The following is a 16,399-nucleotide window of genomic DNA, read 5'->3' on the forward strand; positions in this document are numbered from 1 at the left end:
CACCATGCCCAAGCGCACCGACATCAAGACCGTCCTGATCATCGGCGCTGGCCCGATCGTGATCGGCCAGGCCTGCGAATTCGATTATTCAGGCGCCCAGGCATGCAAGGCCCTGCGTGACGAGGGCTTCCGCGTGGTGCTGGTCAATTCCAACCCCGCGACCATCATGACCGACCCGAACATGGCCGACGCCGTGTACATCGAGCCGATCAACTGGCAGACGGTCGAGAAGATCATCGCCAAGGAGCGCCCGGACGCGCTGCTGCCGACCATGGGCGGACAGACCGCGCTGAACTGCGCGCTCGACCTGGCCGACAACGGCGTGCTGGAGAAGTACAACGTCGAACTGATCGGCGCCTCGCGCGACGCCATCCGCATGGCCGAAGACCGCGAGCTGTTCCGCGTCGCCATGGCCGAGATCGGCCTGGAGTGCCCGAAGGCCGAGGTTGCGCGCAGCTTCGAGCAGGCCGTCGACATCCAGACCCGCGTCGGCTACCCGACCATCATCCGTCCGTCGTTCACCCTGGGCGGCACCGGCGGCGGCATCGCCTACAACAAGGAAGAGTTCGAGGACATCGCCAAGCGCGGTCTCGAACTGTCGCCGGTGCACGAGATCCTCGTCGAGGAGTCGGTGCTGGGCTGGAAGGAATTCGAGATGGAAGTGGTCCGCGACCGGGCGGACAACTGCATCATCGTCTGCTCGATCGAGAACTTCGACGCGATGGGCGTGCACACCGGCGACTCGATCACCGTCGCCCCGGCGCAGACCCTGACCGACAAGGAATACCAGCGCCTGCGCGATGCCTCGATTGCGGTGCTGCGCAAGATCGGTGTGGACACCGGCGGCTCGAACGTCCAGTTCGGCATCAACGCCAAGGACGGTCGCGTCGTCGTCATCGAGATGAACCCGCGCGTGTCGCGTTCCTCGGCGCTGGCGTCGAAGGCCACCGGCTTCCCGATCGCCAAGATCGCCGCCAAGCTCGCCATCGGCTACACGCTCGATGAGCTGCGCAACGAGATCACCGGCGGCGCCACCCCGGCCTCGTTCGAGCCGACGATCGACTACGTCGTCACCAAGATTCCGCGCTTCGCCTTCGAGAAGTTCCCGCAGGCCGACGCCCGCCTGACCACGCAGATGAAGTCGGTCGGCGAGGTGATGGCGATGGGCCGCACCTTCCAGGAATCGCTGCACAAGGCCCTGCGTGGCCTGGAAACCGGCAAGGTGGGTCTCGACCCGACCGGCCTGGATCTTTCCAGCGAGCAGGACCTGGCGACGCTGCGCCGCGAGCTCAAGGAGCCGGGCCCGGAGCGCATGTTCTTCATCGGCGATGCCTTCCGCGCCGGCATGAGCGTCGAGGACGTGCATGCAATGTCCTTCGTCGACCCGTGGTTCCTCGACCAGATCGAAGAGCTCATCGCCGCCGAGAAGCAGGTCAGCGATGCCGGCCTGTCCTCGCTCGACAAGAACCGCATGCGCGCGCTCAAGCGCATGGGCTTCTCCGACGCGCGCCTGGCGCAGCTGACCGGCACCGACGAGACCGCCGTGCGCACCCTGCGTCGCGCCTTCGGCGTGCGCCCGGTGTACAAGCGCGTGGATTCCTGCGCGGCCGAGTTCGCCACCACCACCGCCTACATGTACTCGACCTACGAGGACGAGTGCGAGGCCAACCCGAGCAACCGCGACAAGATCATCGTGCTCGGTGGCGGCCCCAACCGCATCGGCCAGGGCATCGAGTTCGACTACTGCTGCGTGCATGCCGCGCTCGCCCTGCGCGAGGACGGCTATGAAACCATCATGGTCAACTGCAACCCGGAGACGGTTTCGACCGACTACGACACCTCCGACCGCCTCTACTTCGAGCCGCTCACCCTCGAGGACGTGCTCGAGATCGCCGACCTCGAAAAGCCCAAGGGCGTGATCGTGCAGTACGGCGGGCAGACCCCGCTGAAGCTGGCGCGTGCACTGGAAGCCAACGGCGTTCCGATCGTCGGGACGACGCCGGACAGCATCGACCTGGCCGAAGACCGCGAGCGTTTCCAGAAGCTGGTGCAGCAGCTGGGCCTGGCGCAGCCGATCAACCGCACCGCGCGCAACCCCGAGGAGGCGCTGCTGCTGGCCTCGCAGATCGGCTACCCGCTGGTCGTGCGCCCGAGCTACGTGCTCGGCGGCCGCGCGATGGAGATCGTCTACGGCGACGCCGACCTGACGCGCTACATCCGCGACGCGGTGAAGGTCTCGAACGATTCGCCGGTGCTGCTCGACCGCTTCCTCGACAACGCTGTCGAAGTCGACGTCGATGTCATCGCCGACAAGGATGGCAACGTCCTGATCGGCGGCGTGATGGAGCACATCGAAGAGGCCGGCGTGCACTCGGGCGATTCCTCGTGCTCGCTGCCGCCGTACTCGCTGACTCCGGCCGTGCAGGACAAGCTGCGCGACCAGGTGCGGGCGCTGGCCAAGTCGCTCAAGGTCGTCGGCCTGATGAACACCCAGTTCGCGATCACCTTTGACGAGAAGGGTGACGAGACGATCTACCTGATCGAAGTCAATCCGCGTGCGTCGCGCACGGTGCCGTTCGTCTCCAAGGCGACCGGCATGGCGCTGGCCAAGATCGCGGCGCGCTGCATGGTCGGCCAGACCCTGGCAGAGCAGGGCGCGACCAAGGAAATCATTCCGGAGTACTACTCGGTCAAGGAAGCCATCTTCCCGTTTGCCAAGTTCCAGGGCGTCGACCCGATCCTCGGCCCGGAGATGCGCTCCACCGGCGAGGTGATGGGCGTGGGCCGCAACTTCGGCGCGGCGATGGCGCGCGCGCAGGAAGCCGGCGGCATCAAGGCCCTGCCGGCGGGCGGCAAGGTGTTCGTGTCGGTGCGCGATCCGGACAAGACCCGCGTGCTGCCGGTGGCGCAGGACCTGGTCAAGCGTGGCTACAGCCTGGTCGCGACCGAAGGCACGCACGCCTTCCTGACCGCGCAGGGCATCACCTGCGAGCGCATCAACAAGGTCACCGAAGGCCGCCCGCACGTGGTCGATCTGATCAAGAACGGCGAGCTGGTCTACATCGTCAATACGACCGAAGGCCGCCAGGCGATCAACGACTCGTTCTCGATCCGCCGCGAGGCGCTGCAGCACCGCGTGACTTACTCGACCACGGTGTCGGGCGCGCGTGCGCTGGTCAACTCGCTGGAGTATCGCGGCACCGGCCCGGTGTGGTCGCTGCAGGAGTTGCACGCGGAAATCGACGGCGCGGCGTAACCGCGCCGCACGTCACCGTCATCCCCGCGAAGGCGGGGACCCAGCGACTTGGGTTTGGGCACGGCGAAAGTCCCTGGGTTCCCGCGTTCGCGGGAATGACGGGGTGGCAAGACTTTCGCCCGGGCCACCATCTGATACAGAATCGGCTATCGAAGCCGTAGCCGGCCGTTGGGCCGGATCCAAAGGAACAAGCAATGCGAGCACCCATTACCCTGCACGGCGCCCAGCGCCTGCGCGCCGAACTTGAAGAGCTGAAGTCGGTCAAGCGTCCGGCCGTGATCAATGCCATCTCCGAGGCGCGCGCCCACGGCGATCTCAAGGAGAACGCCGAGTACCATGCCGCGCGCGAGCAGCAGGGCTTCATCGAAGGCCGCATCAAGCAACTCGAGGCCGAGCTGTCGCATGCGCAGATCATCGACGTGGCCTCGCTCAATGCCGGTTCGCGCGTCGTGTTCGGCGCCAAGGTCGAGCTGGCGGACAGCGAAACCGACGAGGAGCGCAGCTACCAGATCGTTGGCGACCTGGAAGCGGACATCAAGCAGGGCCTGATCGCCATTTCCTCGCCGGTGGCGCGTGCGTTGATCGGCAAGCACGAGGGCGACACCGTGACCATCGAAGCCCCCGGTGGCATCCGCGAGTACGAGATCATCGGCGTCAGTTACGCCGGCTGATGATTACCCTGCTGCTGCCTGCACGCAGTCGCTTCGGCGGGCAGCGCCTGTCGCCCGCCACCGGCAAGGCCCTGGCGCGCGCCGATCGCAGCCAGGCGGCAGCAGATCCTTCCGAAGAAGGCCGCGCGCAGCTGGCGCGCGTGCTGGACGTGATTCCCCGCGGTTTTCCGGTAGCGGCCGCCGCGCGCCAACGCGATGCCGGCGATGCCGCCAACGCGGTCTGGCTGCGTGCCGACCCCGCGTACGTGCAGCCGGACATCAATGGTGCGCGCCTGTTGTCGTACGGCCAGGCGCTGGGCCTGAGCGCGGACGATGCGGCAGCACTGCTGCGCCCGTTGAAACCCCTGTTCGGCGACGCCGGCTTCCCGATCGACGCGCCGGTGCCGTCGCGCTGGTACCTGCGCCTTCCGCCCGGCGCGAAGCTCCCCGGGTTCACCTCGCCCGAGCAAGCCCTGGGCGCCGACATGTTCGACCAGTTGCCCGAAGGCCCCGAGGGTCGACGCTGGCGGGCATTGCTGAGCGAGGCGCAGGTCGTCCTGCATAACCATCCGCTCAACGCGCAGCGCAGTGCCGCGGGCCTGGCGCCGGTGAACTCGCTGTGGTTCTGGGGCGCCGGCGTGCTGCCCGATCACGTGCGCAGCCGGTTTGCGCGCATTGCCAGCGACGACGAGACGGTGACCGCGCTTGCCGCGCTCGCCGGCGGACAGGTAGGCGCGCGTCCATCGGCGTGGCCCGGCGAGGGCGACGATGCTCTGTTCGATCTGCGCGACGCGCGCGACCTGGCGTTGCTCGAACAGGACTGGTTCGCGCCGCTGCTGACCGCGCTGGCCCAGGGACAACTGGACCGCCTGCAGTTCGATTTCGCCGATGGTGTCCGCTACGACCTTGCGCGTGGCCAGCGCTGGCGCTTCTGGCGCAAGCCACTGCGTTCCTTCATCGCTGGCGCCGCCGGCAACGCCGCATGAAGCCACAAGCCAGGTTGCGCCGGCGCGAGTGCGCCGACGCCGGGCAATGGCCCGAGACCCTGTCGCCGCTCCTGCAGCGACTGTACGCGGCCCGCGGCGCAACCAGCATCGACCAGGCGCAGCCGCGCCTGGCCAACCTGCTGGCGCCCGATGACCTTGGCGGTCTCGATGCCGCAGTGGCGCTGCTGTCGACGGCCATGGCCGAGGACCGCCATATAGTCGTTGTCGGCGATTTCGATTGCGACGGTGCGACGGCCTGCGCCGTTGGCGTGCGTGGGCTGCGCATGCTCGGCGCGCGGCGCGTTTCGCATGCGGTGCCCAACCGGATCGTTCACGGCTACGGCCTGTCGCCGGCGCTGGTGGAGGAACTGGCGCTGCTGCAGCCCGAGTTGCTGGTGACGGTCGATCACGGCATCGCCTGCCATGCCGGCATTGCCGCGGCGAAGGCGCGTGGCTGGAAGGTGCTGGTCACCGACCATCACCTGCCGGGCGAGCAGCTGCCGCCCGCCGATGCGATTGTCGACCCGAACCTGCAGGGTGATGCGTTTCCAAGCAAGGTCCTGGCCGGTGTCGGTGTGATGTTCTACGTCCTGCTGGCACTGCGCAGGCACCTGCGCGCGCACGGCGCATTCGCCGACCAGGGCCCGGATCTGTCGACGCTGCTCGACCTGGTCGCGGTGGGTACCGTCGCCGACCTGGTGCCGCTCGATGCCAACAACCGCGCCCTGGTCGGTGCTGGCCTGCGCCGCCTGCGTGCCGGGCAGGGCAGCGTCGGCCTGCGTGCGCTGATCGAAGTGGCGCAGCGCGACCCCAGTCGCCTGACCGCGTCCGACATCGGCTACGCGGTGGCCCCGCGTCTGAATGCAGCCGGTCGCCTGGAGGACATGTCGCTCGGCATCGAATGCCTGCTGACCGACGACCTGGCGCGGGCGCGCGAAATCGCCGCGACCTTGAACGAGATCAACAACGAACGTCGCGCCGTGCAGCAGCAGATGACCGACGAGGCTGAGCAGGCGCTGGCGCGCGTGAGCGTGCTGGAGCAGGGCGCACGCAGTGCGGTCTGCCTGTTCGACGCGCAGTGGCATCCCGGCGTGGTCGGGCTGGTCGCGTCGAAGATGAAGGAGCGCCTGCATCGACCGACCATTGCCTTCGCACCGGCGGAGCCGGGGAGCGATAGCTTGCGTGGTTCGGCGCGATCGATACCCGGCTTCCACATCCGCGATGCCCTGGCCGATGTCGCCGCGCGCCATCCGACGCTGATCGATCGCTTTGGCGGCCATGCGATGGCGGCGGGCCTGTCATTGCGCGCCGAGGCCTATCCCGCATTCGTCCAGGCGTTCGAGCAGTGCGCACAGGCTGCGCTGACGCCTGAGTTGCTGCAGGCCGACGTGCTCAGTGATGGCGAACTGGGCGTGTCCGATTTCAACCGCGCCAGTGCAGAAGTGCTGCGCGACGGTGGTCCGTGGGGGCAGGGTTTTGCGGAGCCGCTGTTCGACGGTGAGTTCGACGTGGTGAGCTGGCGCGTCATCAGCGAACGCCACCTCAAACTGGTGCTTGGGATTTCCGGCCTGCGCCTGAACGCGATCGAATTCGGAGGCTGGCTTGGCAGTGCACCGCCCGATCGCCTGCGCATCGCGTATCGACTGGAGCCCGACGACTACCGTGGCGGAGACGCGGTGCAGCTGGTGGTTGTGCACAGCGAGCCCGTGTAGGGCTGCACCTATCGAAACTGGGGCGAATTGCCTGGCGCGGGTTTGGATTTTTCCTACCAAGACTTTCAGACGATTCTTAAAGACTGCCGAGATACCGGCCTATAGCGTTGCGCCGAAGCTGAATGTTTGTTCAGGCGCTGCATCCACGCTGACAGCCACGGTGGGCACTCATGAAGATGCATACGTATCGCGCGTCATTGCTGACGGTGGCGCTGCTGGCAGCCTATTCCTCCGCCGCGATCTCCGCCGAGTGGCGCGAGGGAACGACATACAGCGCCGGCGCAACGGTCACGTACGAAGGGCGGACGTATCAGGCGCTGCAGGCGCACACGGCCTACGTCGGTGCCGGCTGGACGCCCAAGGCGAGCCCGACGCTGTGGCGCGACATGGGGGCCGCCACAGGCGCGCCATCGCCGACACCGGCACCGGCGCCTTCTCCGGGACCTGCACCCGCGCCGGGCCCGTCATCGGGAAGCTGCGGCGCAGCCTGGTCTGCGAGCGCGACCTACGCCAACGCCGGCACCCGGGTGACCAGTGGCGGTCGCGTCTACCAGAACAAGTGGTGGACCCAGGGCGATAACCCCGCCCAGTCGGGTCAATGGGGTGTGTGGCAGGACATGGGCGCTTGCCCGGGCGGCGCGGGGACGCCTGCACCGGCCCCTGCACCGGTACCAACACCGACACCGGCACCGACGCCTGCACCGGTACCAACACCGGCACCGGCACCGGCACCGGCACCGGCACCAACGCCGGTGCCCACTCCAACACCGACACCGACACCTGTGCCCGCACCGGCACCGGCACCCACTCCAACGCCTGCACCTGCGCCCGCACCTGTACCCACTCCAACACCGACGCCTACACCGTCTCCGGTGCCTGCACCAACTCCAGCTCCAGCTCCAACGCCCGCTCCCGCTCCGTCACCGACCCCAGCCCCTGCGCCAACACCCGCACCGGGCCCGTCGTCAGGCAAAGAAGTAGGCGGCTACTTCGCGCAGTGGGGCATCTATGGGCGCAACTACCAGGTCAAGGACATCGCCAGCAGCGGCGCGGCCGCGCACCTGACCTTCGTCAACTACGCCTTCGGAAACCTCTACGCCAAGAACGGCGGCTATGAGTGCGACATCATCACCAAGGCCGAGCCGACCGATTCCAACAGTCCGCAAGCCGGCACCGGAGGCGATGGCTGGGCCGACTACCAGAAGGGCTTCACCGCCGCCGAGTCGGTCGATGGCGCAGCCGACTCGTGGGGGTTCGCCTGGGACGATCCGCGCAACGGCAAGTCCGGTCCGCTCAAGGGCAATTTCAACCAGTTCAAGAAGCTCAAGGCCAAGTACCCCGGCATGAAGGTCATGATCTCGCTGGGTGGCTGGACCTGGTCGCGATGGTTTGCCAAAGCCGCGGCCACCGATGCGCTGCGCAAGCAACTGGCGAGCTCGTGCATCGATGTCTACATCAAGGGCAACCTGGCATTCGACCAGGCCAGCAACGCCGGGGGTGACGGTGTGGCGGCCGGGGTGTTCGACGGGATCGACATCGACTGGGAGTTCCCCGGTGGCGGCGGAATGCCTTACAACGCGGTCGATCCGAACGACAAGCGCAACTACACGTTGCTGCTCGCCGAGTTCCGCAAGCAGCTCGACGCGATCGGCCAGCAGAACGGCAAGCACTACCTGCTGACGGTGGCGATCGGATCGGGAGGCGACAAGATCGCCAACACCGAACCTGGCGAATACAGCAAGTCGCTCGACTGGATCAATGTCATGTCCTACGACTTCCATGGCGGCTGGGAAGCCACCGGGCCGACCGACTTCCAGTCCAACCTCCACATCGATCCGGCAAGCCCGAATGCCAAGGGCAACGGCGCCACATTCAATGTCGACAGCGCGATCAAGGCGCTGCTGCAGGGCGGCGTTGCGCCCTCGAAGATCGTGGTCGGTATTCCGTTCTATGGCCGTGGCTGGACGGGAGTGGGCGCCGGACCGAAGGGCGACGGGCTGTACCAGCCCGCCAGCAAGCAGGCGCCGGGCAGCTACGAGGCGGGCATCGAGGACTACAAGATCCTCAAGAACGCGCCGGGCACCGTGCACGAGCATCCGGTGACGAAGCAGGCCTGGAAGTACGACGGCACGACCTTCTGGTCGTACGACACGCCGGTCACGGTCCGCGAAAAACTCGACTACGTGCGCCAGAACAATCTGCGCGGCGTCTTCAGCTGGGAGCTCGACGGTGACGCCGATGGCGCGGAACTGACCAAGGTGATGGGCGAGATCAACAAGTAGCCACCGGAGTCGACCATGCCTGCTTTCTCTGCAACTTCGGCCCACCGCTCGCGTCGCGGGTTCACGCTGCTGGAGCTGCTGGTGGTCCTGCTGATCATCGCGTTGCTGGCGGGCTACGTCGGGCCGAAGCTGTTCGGCGAGATCGGCAAGGCCAGGAGCAAGACCGCCGCGTCGCAGATGAAGTCGATAGCCGACGCGCTCGATCGCTACCGCCTGGACACGGGCCGGTTCCCCTCCAGCGAGGAAGGTTTGGCGGCGCTGTCGGTCAACCCCGGCAACCTGCAAGGCTGGGCCGGGCCGTACATGAGCAAGGAGACCCCGCCGGATCCCTGGGGCGCGGCGTATGTGTTCCGGGTGCCCGGCGAAAGCGGCAAGGACTACGACCTGCTGACGCTGGGCGCCGACGGCAAGCCTGGCGGAACCGGCGAAGACGCCGACATCGTCGCCAAGTAGGGGCGATGGCATGCGCTTCCAGGTGCGCAAGCCGCGTTTCGACCGCTCGTTGTTCACGCAGGAACTGATCGCGCTGCTGGAGGCAGGCCTTAGCCTGATCGAGACGATGGAAACGCTGCGCGACAAGAGTGGCGAGGGTATCAACCGGACCGTGCTGGCTGGCATCGTCGATGCCCTGTGCGAGGGACTGCCGCTGTCGAAGGCGCTCGAGCGCCAGCCCGATGCGTTTCCCGGGCTGTACGTGGCAACCGTTGCTTCGGCCGAACGCACCGGCCATCTGGCCGAGGCGCTCAAGCGCTACCACCACTACGACGCCAGGCTGGCGGTGGTGCGCAAGAAGGTGGTGGCGGCGATGGTGTATCCGATGGTCGTGATCGCGACCGGGGCGATGATCATCCTGTTCCTGGCGTTCTACGTGATCCCGAAGTTCAGCCAGGTGTACGCATCGATGAAGGACCTGCCGGCAGCGGCGAGGTTGATGCTGTGGTGGGGCGAGATGGTGCATGCCCACGGCAAGGTGCTGTTCGCCGCGATAGTGGTTGCCGTGATGCTGATGGGGCTGGCCCTGCGCAGTGGCAGCACGCGCCAGAAGCTGATGGCGCTGATATGGGCCTTGCCGCGCATGGGTCAGTACCAGCGCCTTTTCGCACTCACGCGCTTCTACCGGACCCTCGGTTTGCTGCTCTCGGGCGGCATGTCGGTCGTGGCATCGCTGGAGCTGTCGGCGCAATTGCTGCCGGCAGGTATGCAACCGTCGCTGATGCAGGCGCTGGGCGACATCAGTGCCGGTAAGGCCCTGTCGACCGCGCTGCCTGCCGCCGATCTGACCACGCCTGTTGCCGAGCGCCTGATCCGCGTTGGCGAGCAGAGCGGCGAGGTGGCGGCCATGGTCACGCGTTCGGCCGAGTTCTGCGATGACGAGCTCGACCGCGCCATCGACACGCTGATGCGGATGGTGGAGCCGGTGCTGATGCTGGTCGTCGGCGCCATCGTCGGCACCATCGTGTTCCTGCTGTACATGCCCATCTTCCAGCTCGCCGGAAGCGTGGGGTAGGGCGATGGCCAACGGACCGGGCGAAGTGCAGGAACGCGGCGCGGAACGGACGTTTGCTTCGGGAGGCGACGGCTCGCTGCAGGTGCGCATGTGGAACGAGGCCGGGCAGGATCCGGATCAGTACCTGGAGCGGGTGGGTCGCCTCACCGGCCTGCGTGGCCTGGACGCGGGCGAGCTGGACGCGCTCACGCCGTGCTTCGACCTGCTGCCGTTCGCCGAAGCGATGCCGCGCAATTGCCTGCTCGCGCGCGACGCCGACGGGCTGGCGCTGCTGGTGCTGGCCGATCCGTTCGATCCACACCAGCGCTCGTGGGCGATGCAGCGCGTGCGCGTGCCGTTCCGCTTTGCCTTCGCCGTGCCGGGCGTGTTGCTGGCCTACCTGGCCACGCACGAGGTCGAGCACCAGGCGATGGGCCAGGTCGACATGGGCCATGCCCAGGCCACCGGCAGCGACGGTGTGAAGATCACCCTGGCCACGCTTGCCGCCGATGTCCATCCGGTGATCCGCCTGGTCAATTCGTCGCTCTACGACGCTCTCAAGGCCAGGGCCTCCGACATCCATGTTGAAAGCACCGCCTCCGGCCTGGTGGTCAAGTACCGCATCGACGGCGTGCTGCTCGCGGCCGGCTCCGCTGCCGGCATCGATGTCGCCGAGCAGGTGCTGTCGCGCCTGAAAGTGATGGCCGATCTCGATATCGGCGAACGCCGCATTCCGCAGGATGGACGATTCCGCGCCATCATCAACCAGCGCGAGATCGACTTCCGCGTCTCGATCATGCCGTCCATCCACGGCGAGGATGCGGTCCTGCGCGTGCTCGACAAACAGCGCGGGCAGAAAGAGGCCGCGCCCCTGCGCCTGGATGCGATCGGGCACGAGGCCGACATCGTCAGCGCGATCCGCACCGTCGCCCATGAGCCGTACGGGCTGATCCTGGTGACGGGGCCGACCGGCTCGGGCAAGTCGACGACGCTGTATGCGACGTTGTCGGAGATCAACACCGGCGAAGAGAAGATCATCACGATCGAGGACCCGGTGGAGTACGAACTGCCCGGGGTCCTTCAGATTCCGATCAACGACAAGAAGGGGCTGACCTTCGCGCGCGGCCTGCGCTCGATCCTTCGCCACGATCCGGACAAGATCCTGGTCGGCGAGATACGCGACGGCGAGACGGCCGCCATCGCCGTGCAGGCGGCGCTCACCGGTCACCTGGTGTTGACGTCGGTGCACGCAAACGGCGTGTTCGCGGTGCTGGATCGCTTCCTGCACATGGGCGTGGACATGCACAGCTTCGTCTCGTCCATGCTGGGCGTGGTGGCGCAACGACTGATGCGCCTGAACTGCCCGCATTGCCTGTGCGAGGCGCCACCGGATGAAGGCGTGCTGCAGGCCTCGGCATTGACGCCGGAGCAGGTCGGCGGGTGGCGGTTCCGCAAAGGCGCCGGTTGCGATGCGTGCCGCAGGACCGGCTACCTGGGTCGGCAACCGATTGCCGAGGTATTGCGTTTCAACGACCTGATCCGCCAATGCTTCATCGAGCGCCGGCCATTGCTGGAGTTGCGACAGGTCGCACACGAGAACGGCTTCACGCCCATCCGCCAGGTTGCCCTGCGCGCGGTGGCGGACGGACGCACCACGCTGGCGGAGGTGAACCGTGTCACGCTGGTGGAATAGGTTTCGGGCACCGCTGGCGGAGTGTGCCGGCCGGCTTGCGGCGATGGTTCCGTCCGTCGACGCCGTGTGGAGCCGCCACGAGCTTCGCGTTGACGATGACTGCGTGCAATTGCGCGGTGCGGGCGGCCAATCGCCGACCAAGGCGACTTTGGCCCGCGTGGGCGACGTGAACTCGGCGCTGGCGGCAGTCGAGGCGCTGCTCGAATCGATGGGACCCCGCAAACGTGGCCTGCACCGCATCGAGGTCGTGGTGTCGGGTGCTTTCGCCTGTTACTTCATCCTGCCCTGGTCGCCTTTGCCACGACCCGCCGACTGGCTCGTGTCGGTGCGGGCCCGGTTCGTCCTTGACGGCCTCGGTGCGCCTGAATCGTGGCGCTTCAGCGTGGAGGACGGCCCCTGGGGGCGTGCACGTCTGGCCACTGCCACGCCGGAAGCATTGTGCGCGGGGATCGCGCGGCTGTGCAAAGCGAAGGCGTTGCGGCTGGTGCGGATCGAGCCGGCATTCACCCATGCGCTTGCCCGCCAGGGTGCACGTGTCGACGACCACGGATCGATCGCCATCGTTGAAGTCGAGGAGAACGCCAGCCGGCGTGCGGTCGCCCATGTCGGCTTCCGCGACAACAGGCAGTGGTCGGGCCACGTCGCGCTGCCGGCCTATGCCCCGCTCGAACACGTGCTTCGGGACGCGGCGTTCCTGTGCGCCGCGGCGCCATTGCAACGCACCTATGTGATGGCGCCGGCGCACATGCAGGCGGTGATGAGCAGCCTGCCTGGCGCGGTCTGGTTGCCGTCCGATGCTGAGGGCGCGCCATGAAGGCGCAGCGACTGGACCTGTACCTCGCCAACCGGCCAGGCCAGGGGCTGCCAATGGCAAGCCTGCTGGTCGCCGTGGTCGTCCTGGTTGCCGCCATGCAATACCTTCAGCTGCTACGCGATCGTGGGCATGTGCTTGACGCCCGGGAAGCGGAGATCGTTCGCGCCGAAGGCGCGCGCAGATCCATCGGCGACGCCCACCGCAGCGCCACGGATCCGCAGGCCCGCGAGCTGATGGTCCGGCAGCGCTACGCGATGGAGCCGGCGCGCGACCTGATGGAGCGCGGCTGGCATCCCGGCATCGCCATCGTGCTGCTGGACCTTGCCACCGGTACGCGCCAGATCGACATGGTGTTCGAGTCGAGGTCGGCCCAGGAAGCGCTGGCCTATGTCGATTGGCTCGAGCGGCAGGCCGCCACCGAGCGCGTGCTGCTGAAGCGGCAGACGGCAAAGGTGGGACCGCCGGAAGCGCCGGTGGAAACCCGCCTGCAGGTGGTCTGGCGTCCGCAGCCATGAAACGGATCGAATGGGAACTGCGACGTGGCGTGTGGCGGCTGGGCAATCTCGGCCGTTGCGCGGTTGCCGTGCTGGTCATCGCGGTGGTGATTGCATGGGTGGAGATCCGGCCGCTGCAGCGTGACCTGGCCGCGCGACAGGTGCAGCTCGACGCGCGCGCCGCCGCGATAGCCGGAGCGCCGCCACCGACGCCGGAGGAAGCGCGCGACAAGGCGAGTGCGGACCAGCACTTTTCCGTGTTCCTGCACAGCTTCCATGCCATCGCAGCCCGCCATGGCCTGGTCATTCCCAGCGCCGTCTACCAGGCCGTGCCGGTCGATGAAACCCGCTTGCGGCGCTATCTGGTGGAGGCATCCTTTACCAGCGACTATCCCCGGTTTCGTGCCTTTACTGCCGACCTGCGGCAACTGGCGGGGGTGCGTATCGAGCACCTGACCTTGTCGCGCCAGGACATCGGACAGACGCAGCTGGCGATCCGCATCCAGTGTTCGTTCCTGGTCGAGGTTGCGTCGTGACGCGCGCGCTCAGCAGGTGGTCAGCCGTGGATCGCGCAGCCCCTTGGCTGGGGCTTGCCGCGCTGCTCCTGTGCACGCTGGGGATCGTCAGCGGGTGGGGGCGGAGCGAGACCGCGCGCTCCGGTGCTTCAACCCCGGCCACGGTGCGGGCGCAATCGTCGAATCGCACGCGGCCAGCGCCGATGAAGCCGCAGGCGCCGGCGCACCGCAGTGCGGCGGCGCGGTTGCCGGTCGAGCCCTTTGTCAATCTGTTTCCCAGCCAGAACTGGGCACCACCGCCGCCGCCGCCGCCGCCGCAGGCTTCGAACGCACCGCCTGCGCCCGCGCAACCGCCACCGTTGCCGTTCTCGATCGGCGCGCTGTGGCTGGACGGCAGCGGCGGGTTCTACGCGGTGCTCAACTCGCAGGGGAGGGAGTTCCCCATGTGCGCGGCCTGCCGTCAGTCGGGCTTTTACCGGGAGGGCGACGTCGTGCTCGGTTCCTATCGGATCGAGAAGCTGACCCGTCATGAGGTGCGATTCCTCTACCTGCCGATGAAGCGCAGGCAGCAGCTGTCGCTGGGAGGCTGACATGCGCGCCATCGGGACGCTCGCCACCGTCACCTCGCTTGCATTGCTGATCAGTTGCGCCAGCGACATGCGCCACTACCAGATGGATTCAATGCTCGACAAGCAGACGCCGGAAGCGACGGCGCAATGGCTTGCCACGCAGTCCGCCGCCCACCCCGATGACCTGGCGTTGCGCAGCAGGTACCTGCAGGTCCGGCGCGAAGTGCTCAACGACTATCTGCGCAAGGCGGTGGCCGCGTACGAAGCCGGCGACCCGGCGCAGGCCAGGGACTGGGCCGGCAAGGCCACCGCGATCGCGCCGGACGATCAGACCCCGCGGGCGATGACGGAGTGGATCGACCGCCAGGGGCAGATCGACTCGAAGTTGAAGTACGCCGAGTCGGTCGCGACGCAACGCCCGCAGGAAGCCCTGGCGATCGTCACCGAAGTGCTGGCGAAACAGCCGGGGAACCTGCGCGCCGGGCGCCTGCGCGATGCCATCGTTTCGGCCGAGGGCGCCGGGTCGGGGCCGACCCTGACGCGCGACCTCAGCCGTCCGATCACGGTGCAGTTCCGCGACCAGCCTCTGATCAGCATCTTCGAGCTGATGTCGAACATCACCGGGCTGAACTTCACCTTCGATCGTGAGGTTGCGTCCACCGCGCCCACTACGATCTATGCCAGCAACACGCCGGTGAAACAGGTGCTGGCGCTGGTGCTGCAGGCCAACCAGCTGGCCAGCAAGGTCGTCAGTGGCAACTCCCTGCTGATCTATCCGCGCCGGCCGGACAAGGAGCTCGAGTACCGCGACCTGATGGTGCGGACGTTCTACCTGCAGAACGCGCAAGCGCCGCAGGTGCTCGCCGCGCTGAAGCAGATGACCAAGACCCGCGACGTCGTCCTGGACGAGCGCACCAACGCCATCATCATGCGCGACTCGCCCGAAGCCATTGGCGTGGCCGAGCGGCTGGTCGCGGCCATGGACGTGTCACCGGCCGAAGTGGTGCTGGAGGCGGAGGTACTGGAAGTGTCGGCGACCGACCTGCTGCAGTTCGGTTTGCTCTACCCGGACCGGATCGAATTCACTGCCAGTCCGGCGACAGGCACCGACAGCGAGGGTCGGCGAACACCGGGGGTGCTGACCCTGGAGGAGCTCAAGAGCATCAACAGCGGCGACATCCTGGTGCGGCTCGGGGCGCCTTCGCTGGCCCTGGACATGCTGCAGCGCCAGGGCAGGACCAACACGCTGGCCAATCCGCGCATCCGCGTGCGCAATCGCGAGAAGGCCAAGGTCCTGATCGGTGACCGGCTGCCGGTGGTGACCACGACACTGTCGGACAATTTCAGCACCGAGAGCATCAACTACCAGGATGTCGGCCTGGCCCTGGAGGCCGAGCCGATCATCAGCAGCAACGACGAGGTGCAGGTCAAGCTGCGCCTGGAGGTCTCGAACGTCACCGACACGATCACCACCAGCACCGGACTGGTTGCCTACCAGATCGGCACGCGCACGGCCGAGACGGTGATGAGCGTGCGCAACAACCAGACCCAGGCGCTGGCCGGTCTCCTGCAACGCAGCGAGCAGGCCGGCGGGACCGGGCTGCCGGGCCTGAGCCGCATCCCCATCCTCGACCGCATCTTCGGCACCCGGGGCAGCGACAAGCGCCGGACCGAGCTGATCCTGCTTCTGACGCCGCACATCGTCCGCAACCAGGGCGTTCCCGCCGACAGCATCACCGACTTCTATTCCGGCACGGAGACCCGTTTGAGCACGCAGCGTGACGGCGAGGGCGGTGCGGCTGCCGCGCCCGCGCCCGCGAGTGGCAATGCCGCGCCGCTGAGCGTGCAGAGCGCTGCCGTGCCAACGCCGCCGCCGTCAGCAGCGCCTGCAACGCCGCCGCCGCCTCCGCTACCCCAACCGCAGAGCCGGCGCAAATGAGCC

The 16,399-nt window shown here is 67.4% G+C and carries 13 protein-coding genes and 1 pseudogene; all 14 read left to right on the plus strand.

What is annotated here, in order from left to right; all coding sequences use genetic code 11:
- Positions 1 to 4: 4 nt before the first annotated feature.
- A complete protein-coding gene (gene carB / locus AC1DER_RS00620) occupies positions 5 to 3,256 on the plus strand; it encodes a carbamoyl-phosphate synthase large subunit (RefSeq protein WP_477357559.1) in 3,252 nt (1,083 codons plus the stop codon).
- Positions 3,257 to 3,450: 194 nt separating this feature from the next.
- Entirely contained in the window at positions 3,451 to 3,927 is a 477-nt protein-coding gene (gene greA / locus AC1DER_RS00625; RefSeq protein ID WP_441814564.1) for a transcription elongation factor GreA, read from the plus strand.
- Positions 3,927 to 4,892, plus strand: coding sequence for a phosphoglycerate mutase (locus tag AC1DER_RS00630; protein WP_477244295.1), 966 nt, complete (start codon positions 3,927 to 3,929; stop codon positions 4,890 to 4,892). The genes greA and AC1DER_RS00630 overlap by 1 nt, the downstream gene beginning before the upstream one ends.
- Positions 4,889 to 6,604, plus strand: coding sequence for a single-stranded-DNA-specific exonuclease RecJ (gene recJ / locus AC1DER_RS00635; RefSeq protein ID WP_477244297.1), 1,716 nt, complete (start codon positions 4,889 to 4,891; stop codon positions 6,602 to 6,604). Before AC1DER_RS00630 ends, recJ begins: the two co-directional genes overlap by 4 nt.
- A 176-nt stretch (positions 6,605 to 6,780) precedes the next feature.
- A pseudogene (locus tag AC1DER_RS00640) lies at positions 6,781 to 6,972 on the plus strand (carbohydrate-binding protein); the annotation flags it as partial.
- A gap of 504 nt (positions 6,973 to 7,476) precedes the next feature.
- Complete coding sequence (locus AC1DER_RS00645) at positions 7,477 to 8,886, plus strand: glycoside hydrolase family 18 protein (protein ID WP_477244404.1); 1,410 nt, start codon at positions 7,477 to 7,479, stop codon at positions 8,884 to 8,886.
- A 15-nt stretch (positions 8,887 to 8,901) separates the two neighbouring features.
- On the plus strand, positions 8,902 to 9,339 hold the full coding sequence (gene gspG / locus AC1DER_RS00650) for a type II secretion system major pseudopilin GspG (RefSeq protein ID WP_477244299.1): 438 nt from the start codon (positions 8,902 to 8,904) through the stop codon (positions 9,337 to 9,339).
- A 10-nt stretch (positions 9,340 to 9,349) separates the two neighbouring features.
- Positions 9,350 to 10,393 carry a type II secretion system F family protein gene (locus AC1DER_RS00655; protein WP_477244301.1) on the plus strand — a complete coding sequence of 348 codons (1,044 nt, stop codon included), beginning with the start codon at positions 9,350 to 9,352 and terminating at the stop codon, positions 10,391 to 10,393.
- Between the two features lie 4 nt (positions 10,394 to 10,397).
- Positions 10,398 to 12,065, plus strand: a complete 1,668-nt coding sequence (locus AC1DER_RS00660; protein WP_477244303.1) for a GspE/PulE family protein — start codon at positions 10,398 to 10,400, stop codon at positions 12,063 to 12,065.
- 43 nt (positions 12,066 to 12,108) lie between these two features.
- Positions 12,109 to 12,879 carry a hypothetical protein gene (locus tag AC1DER_RS00665; RefSeq protein WP_477244305.1) on the plus strand — a complete coding sequence of 257 codons (771 nt, stop codon included), beginning with the start codon at positions 12,109 to 12,111 and terminating at the stop codon, positions 12,877 to 12,879.
- On the plus strand, positions 12,876 to 13,394 hold the full coding sequence (locus AC1DER_RS00670; RefSeq protein ID WP_477244307.1) for a hypothetical protein: 519 nt from the start codon (positions 12,876 to 12,878) through the stop codon (positions 13,392 to 13,394). Before AC1DER_RS00665 ends, AC1DER_RS00670 begins: the two co-directional genes overlap by 4 nt.
- The gene (locus tag AC1DER_RS00675; RefSeq protein ID WP_477244309.1) at positions 13,391 to 13,909 is read left to right on the plus strand and encodes a hypothetical protein; all 519 of its coding nucleotides are present in this window, start codon (positions 13,391 to 13,393) and stop codon (positions 13,907 to 13,909) included. The genes AC1DER_RS00670 and AC1DER_RS00675 overlap by 4 nt, the downstream gene beginning before the upstream one ends.
- A 26-nt stretch (positions 13,910 to 13,935) precedes the next feature.
- On the plus strand, positions 13,936 to 14,478 hold the full coding sequence (locus AC1DER_RS00680; RefSeq protein ID WP_477244311.1) for a hypothetical protein: 543 nt from the start codon (positions 13,936 to 13,938) through the stop codon (positions 14,476 to 14,478).
- A gap of 1 nt (position 14,479) precedes the next feature.
- Complete coding sequence (locus AC1DER_RS00685) at positions 14,480 to 16,396, plus strand: type II secretion system protein GspD (protein ID WP_477244313.1); 1,917 nt, start codon at positions 14,480 to 14,482, stop codon at positions 16,394 to 16,396.
- The last annotated feature ends 3 nt before the right edge of the window (positions 16,397 to 16,399 follow it).

Source organism: Lysobacter sp. 05T417 (assembly GCF_056396405.1).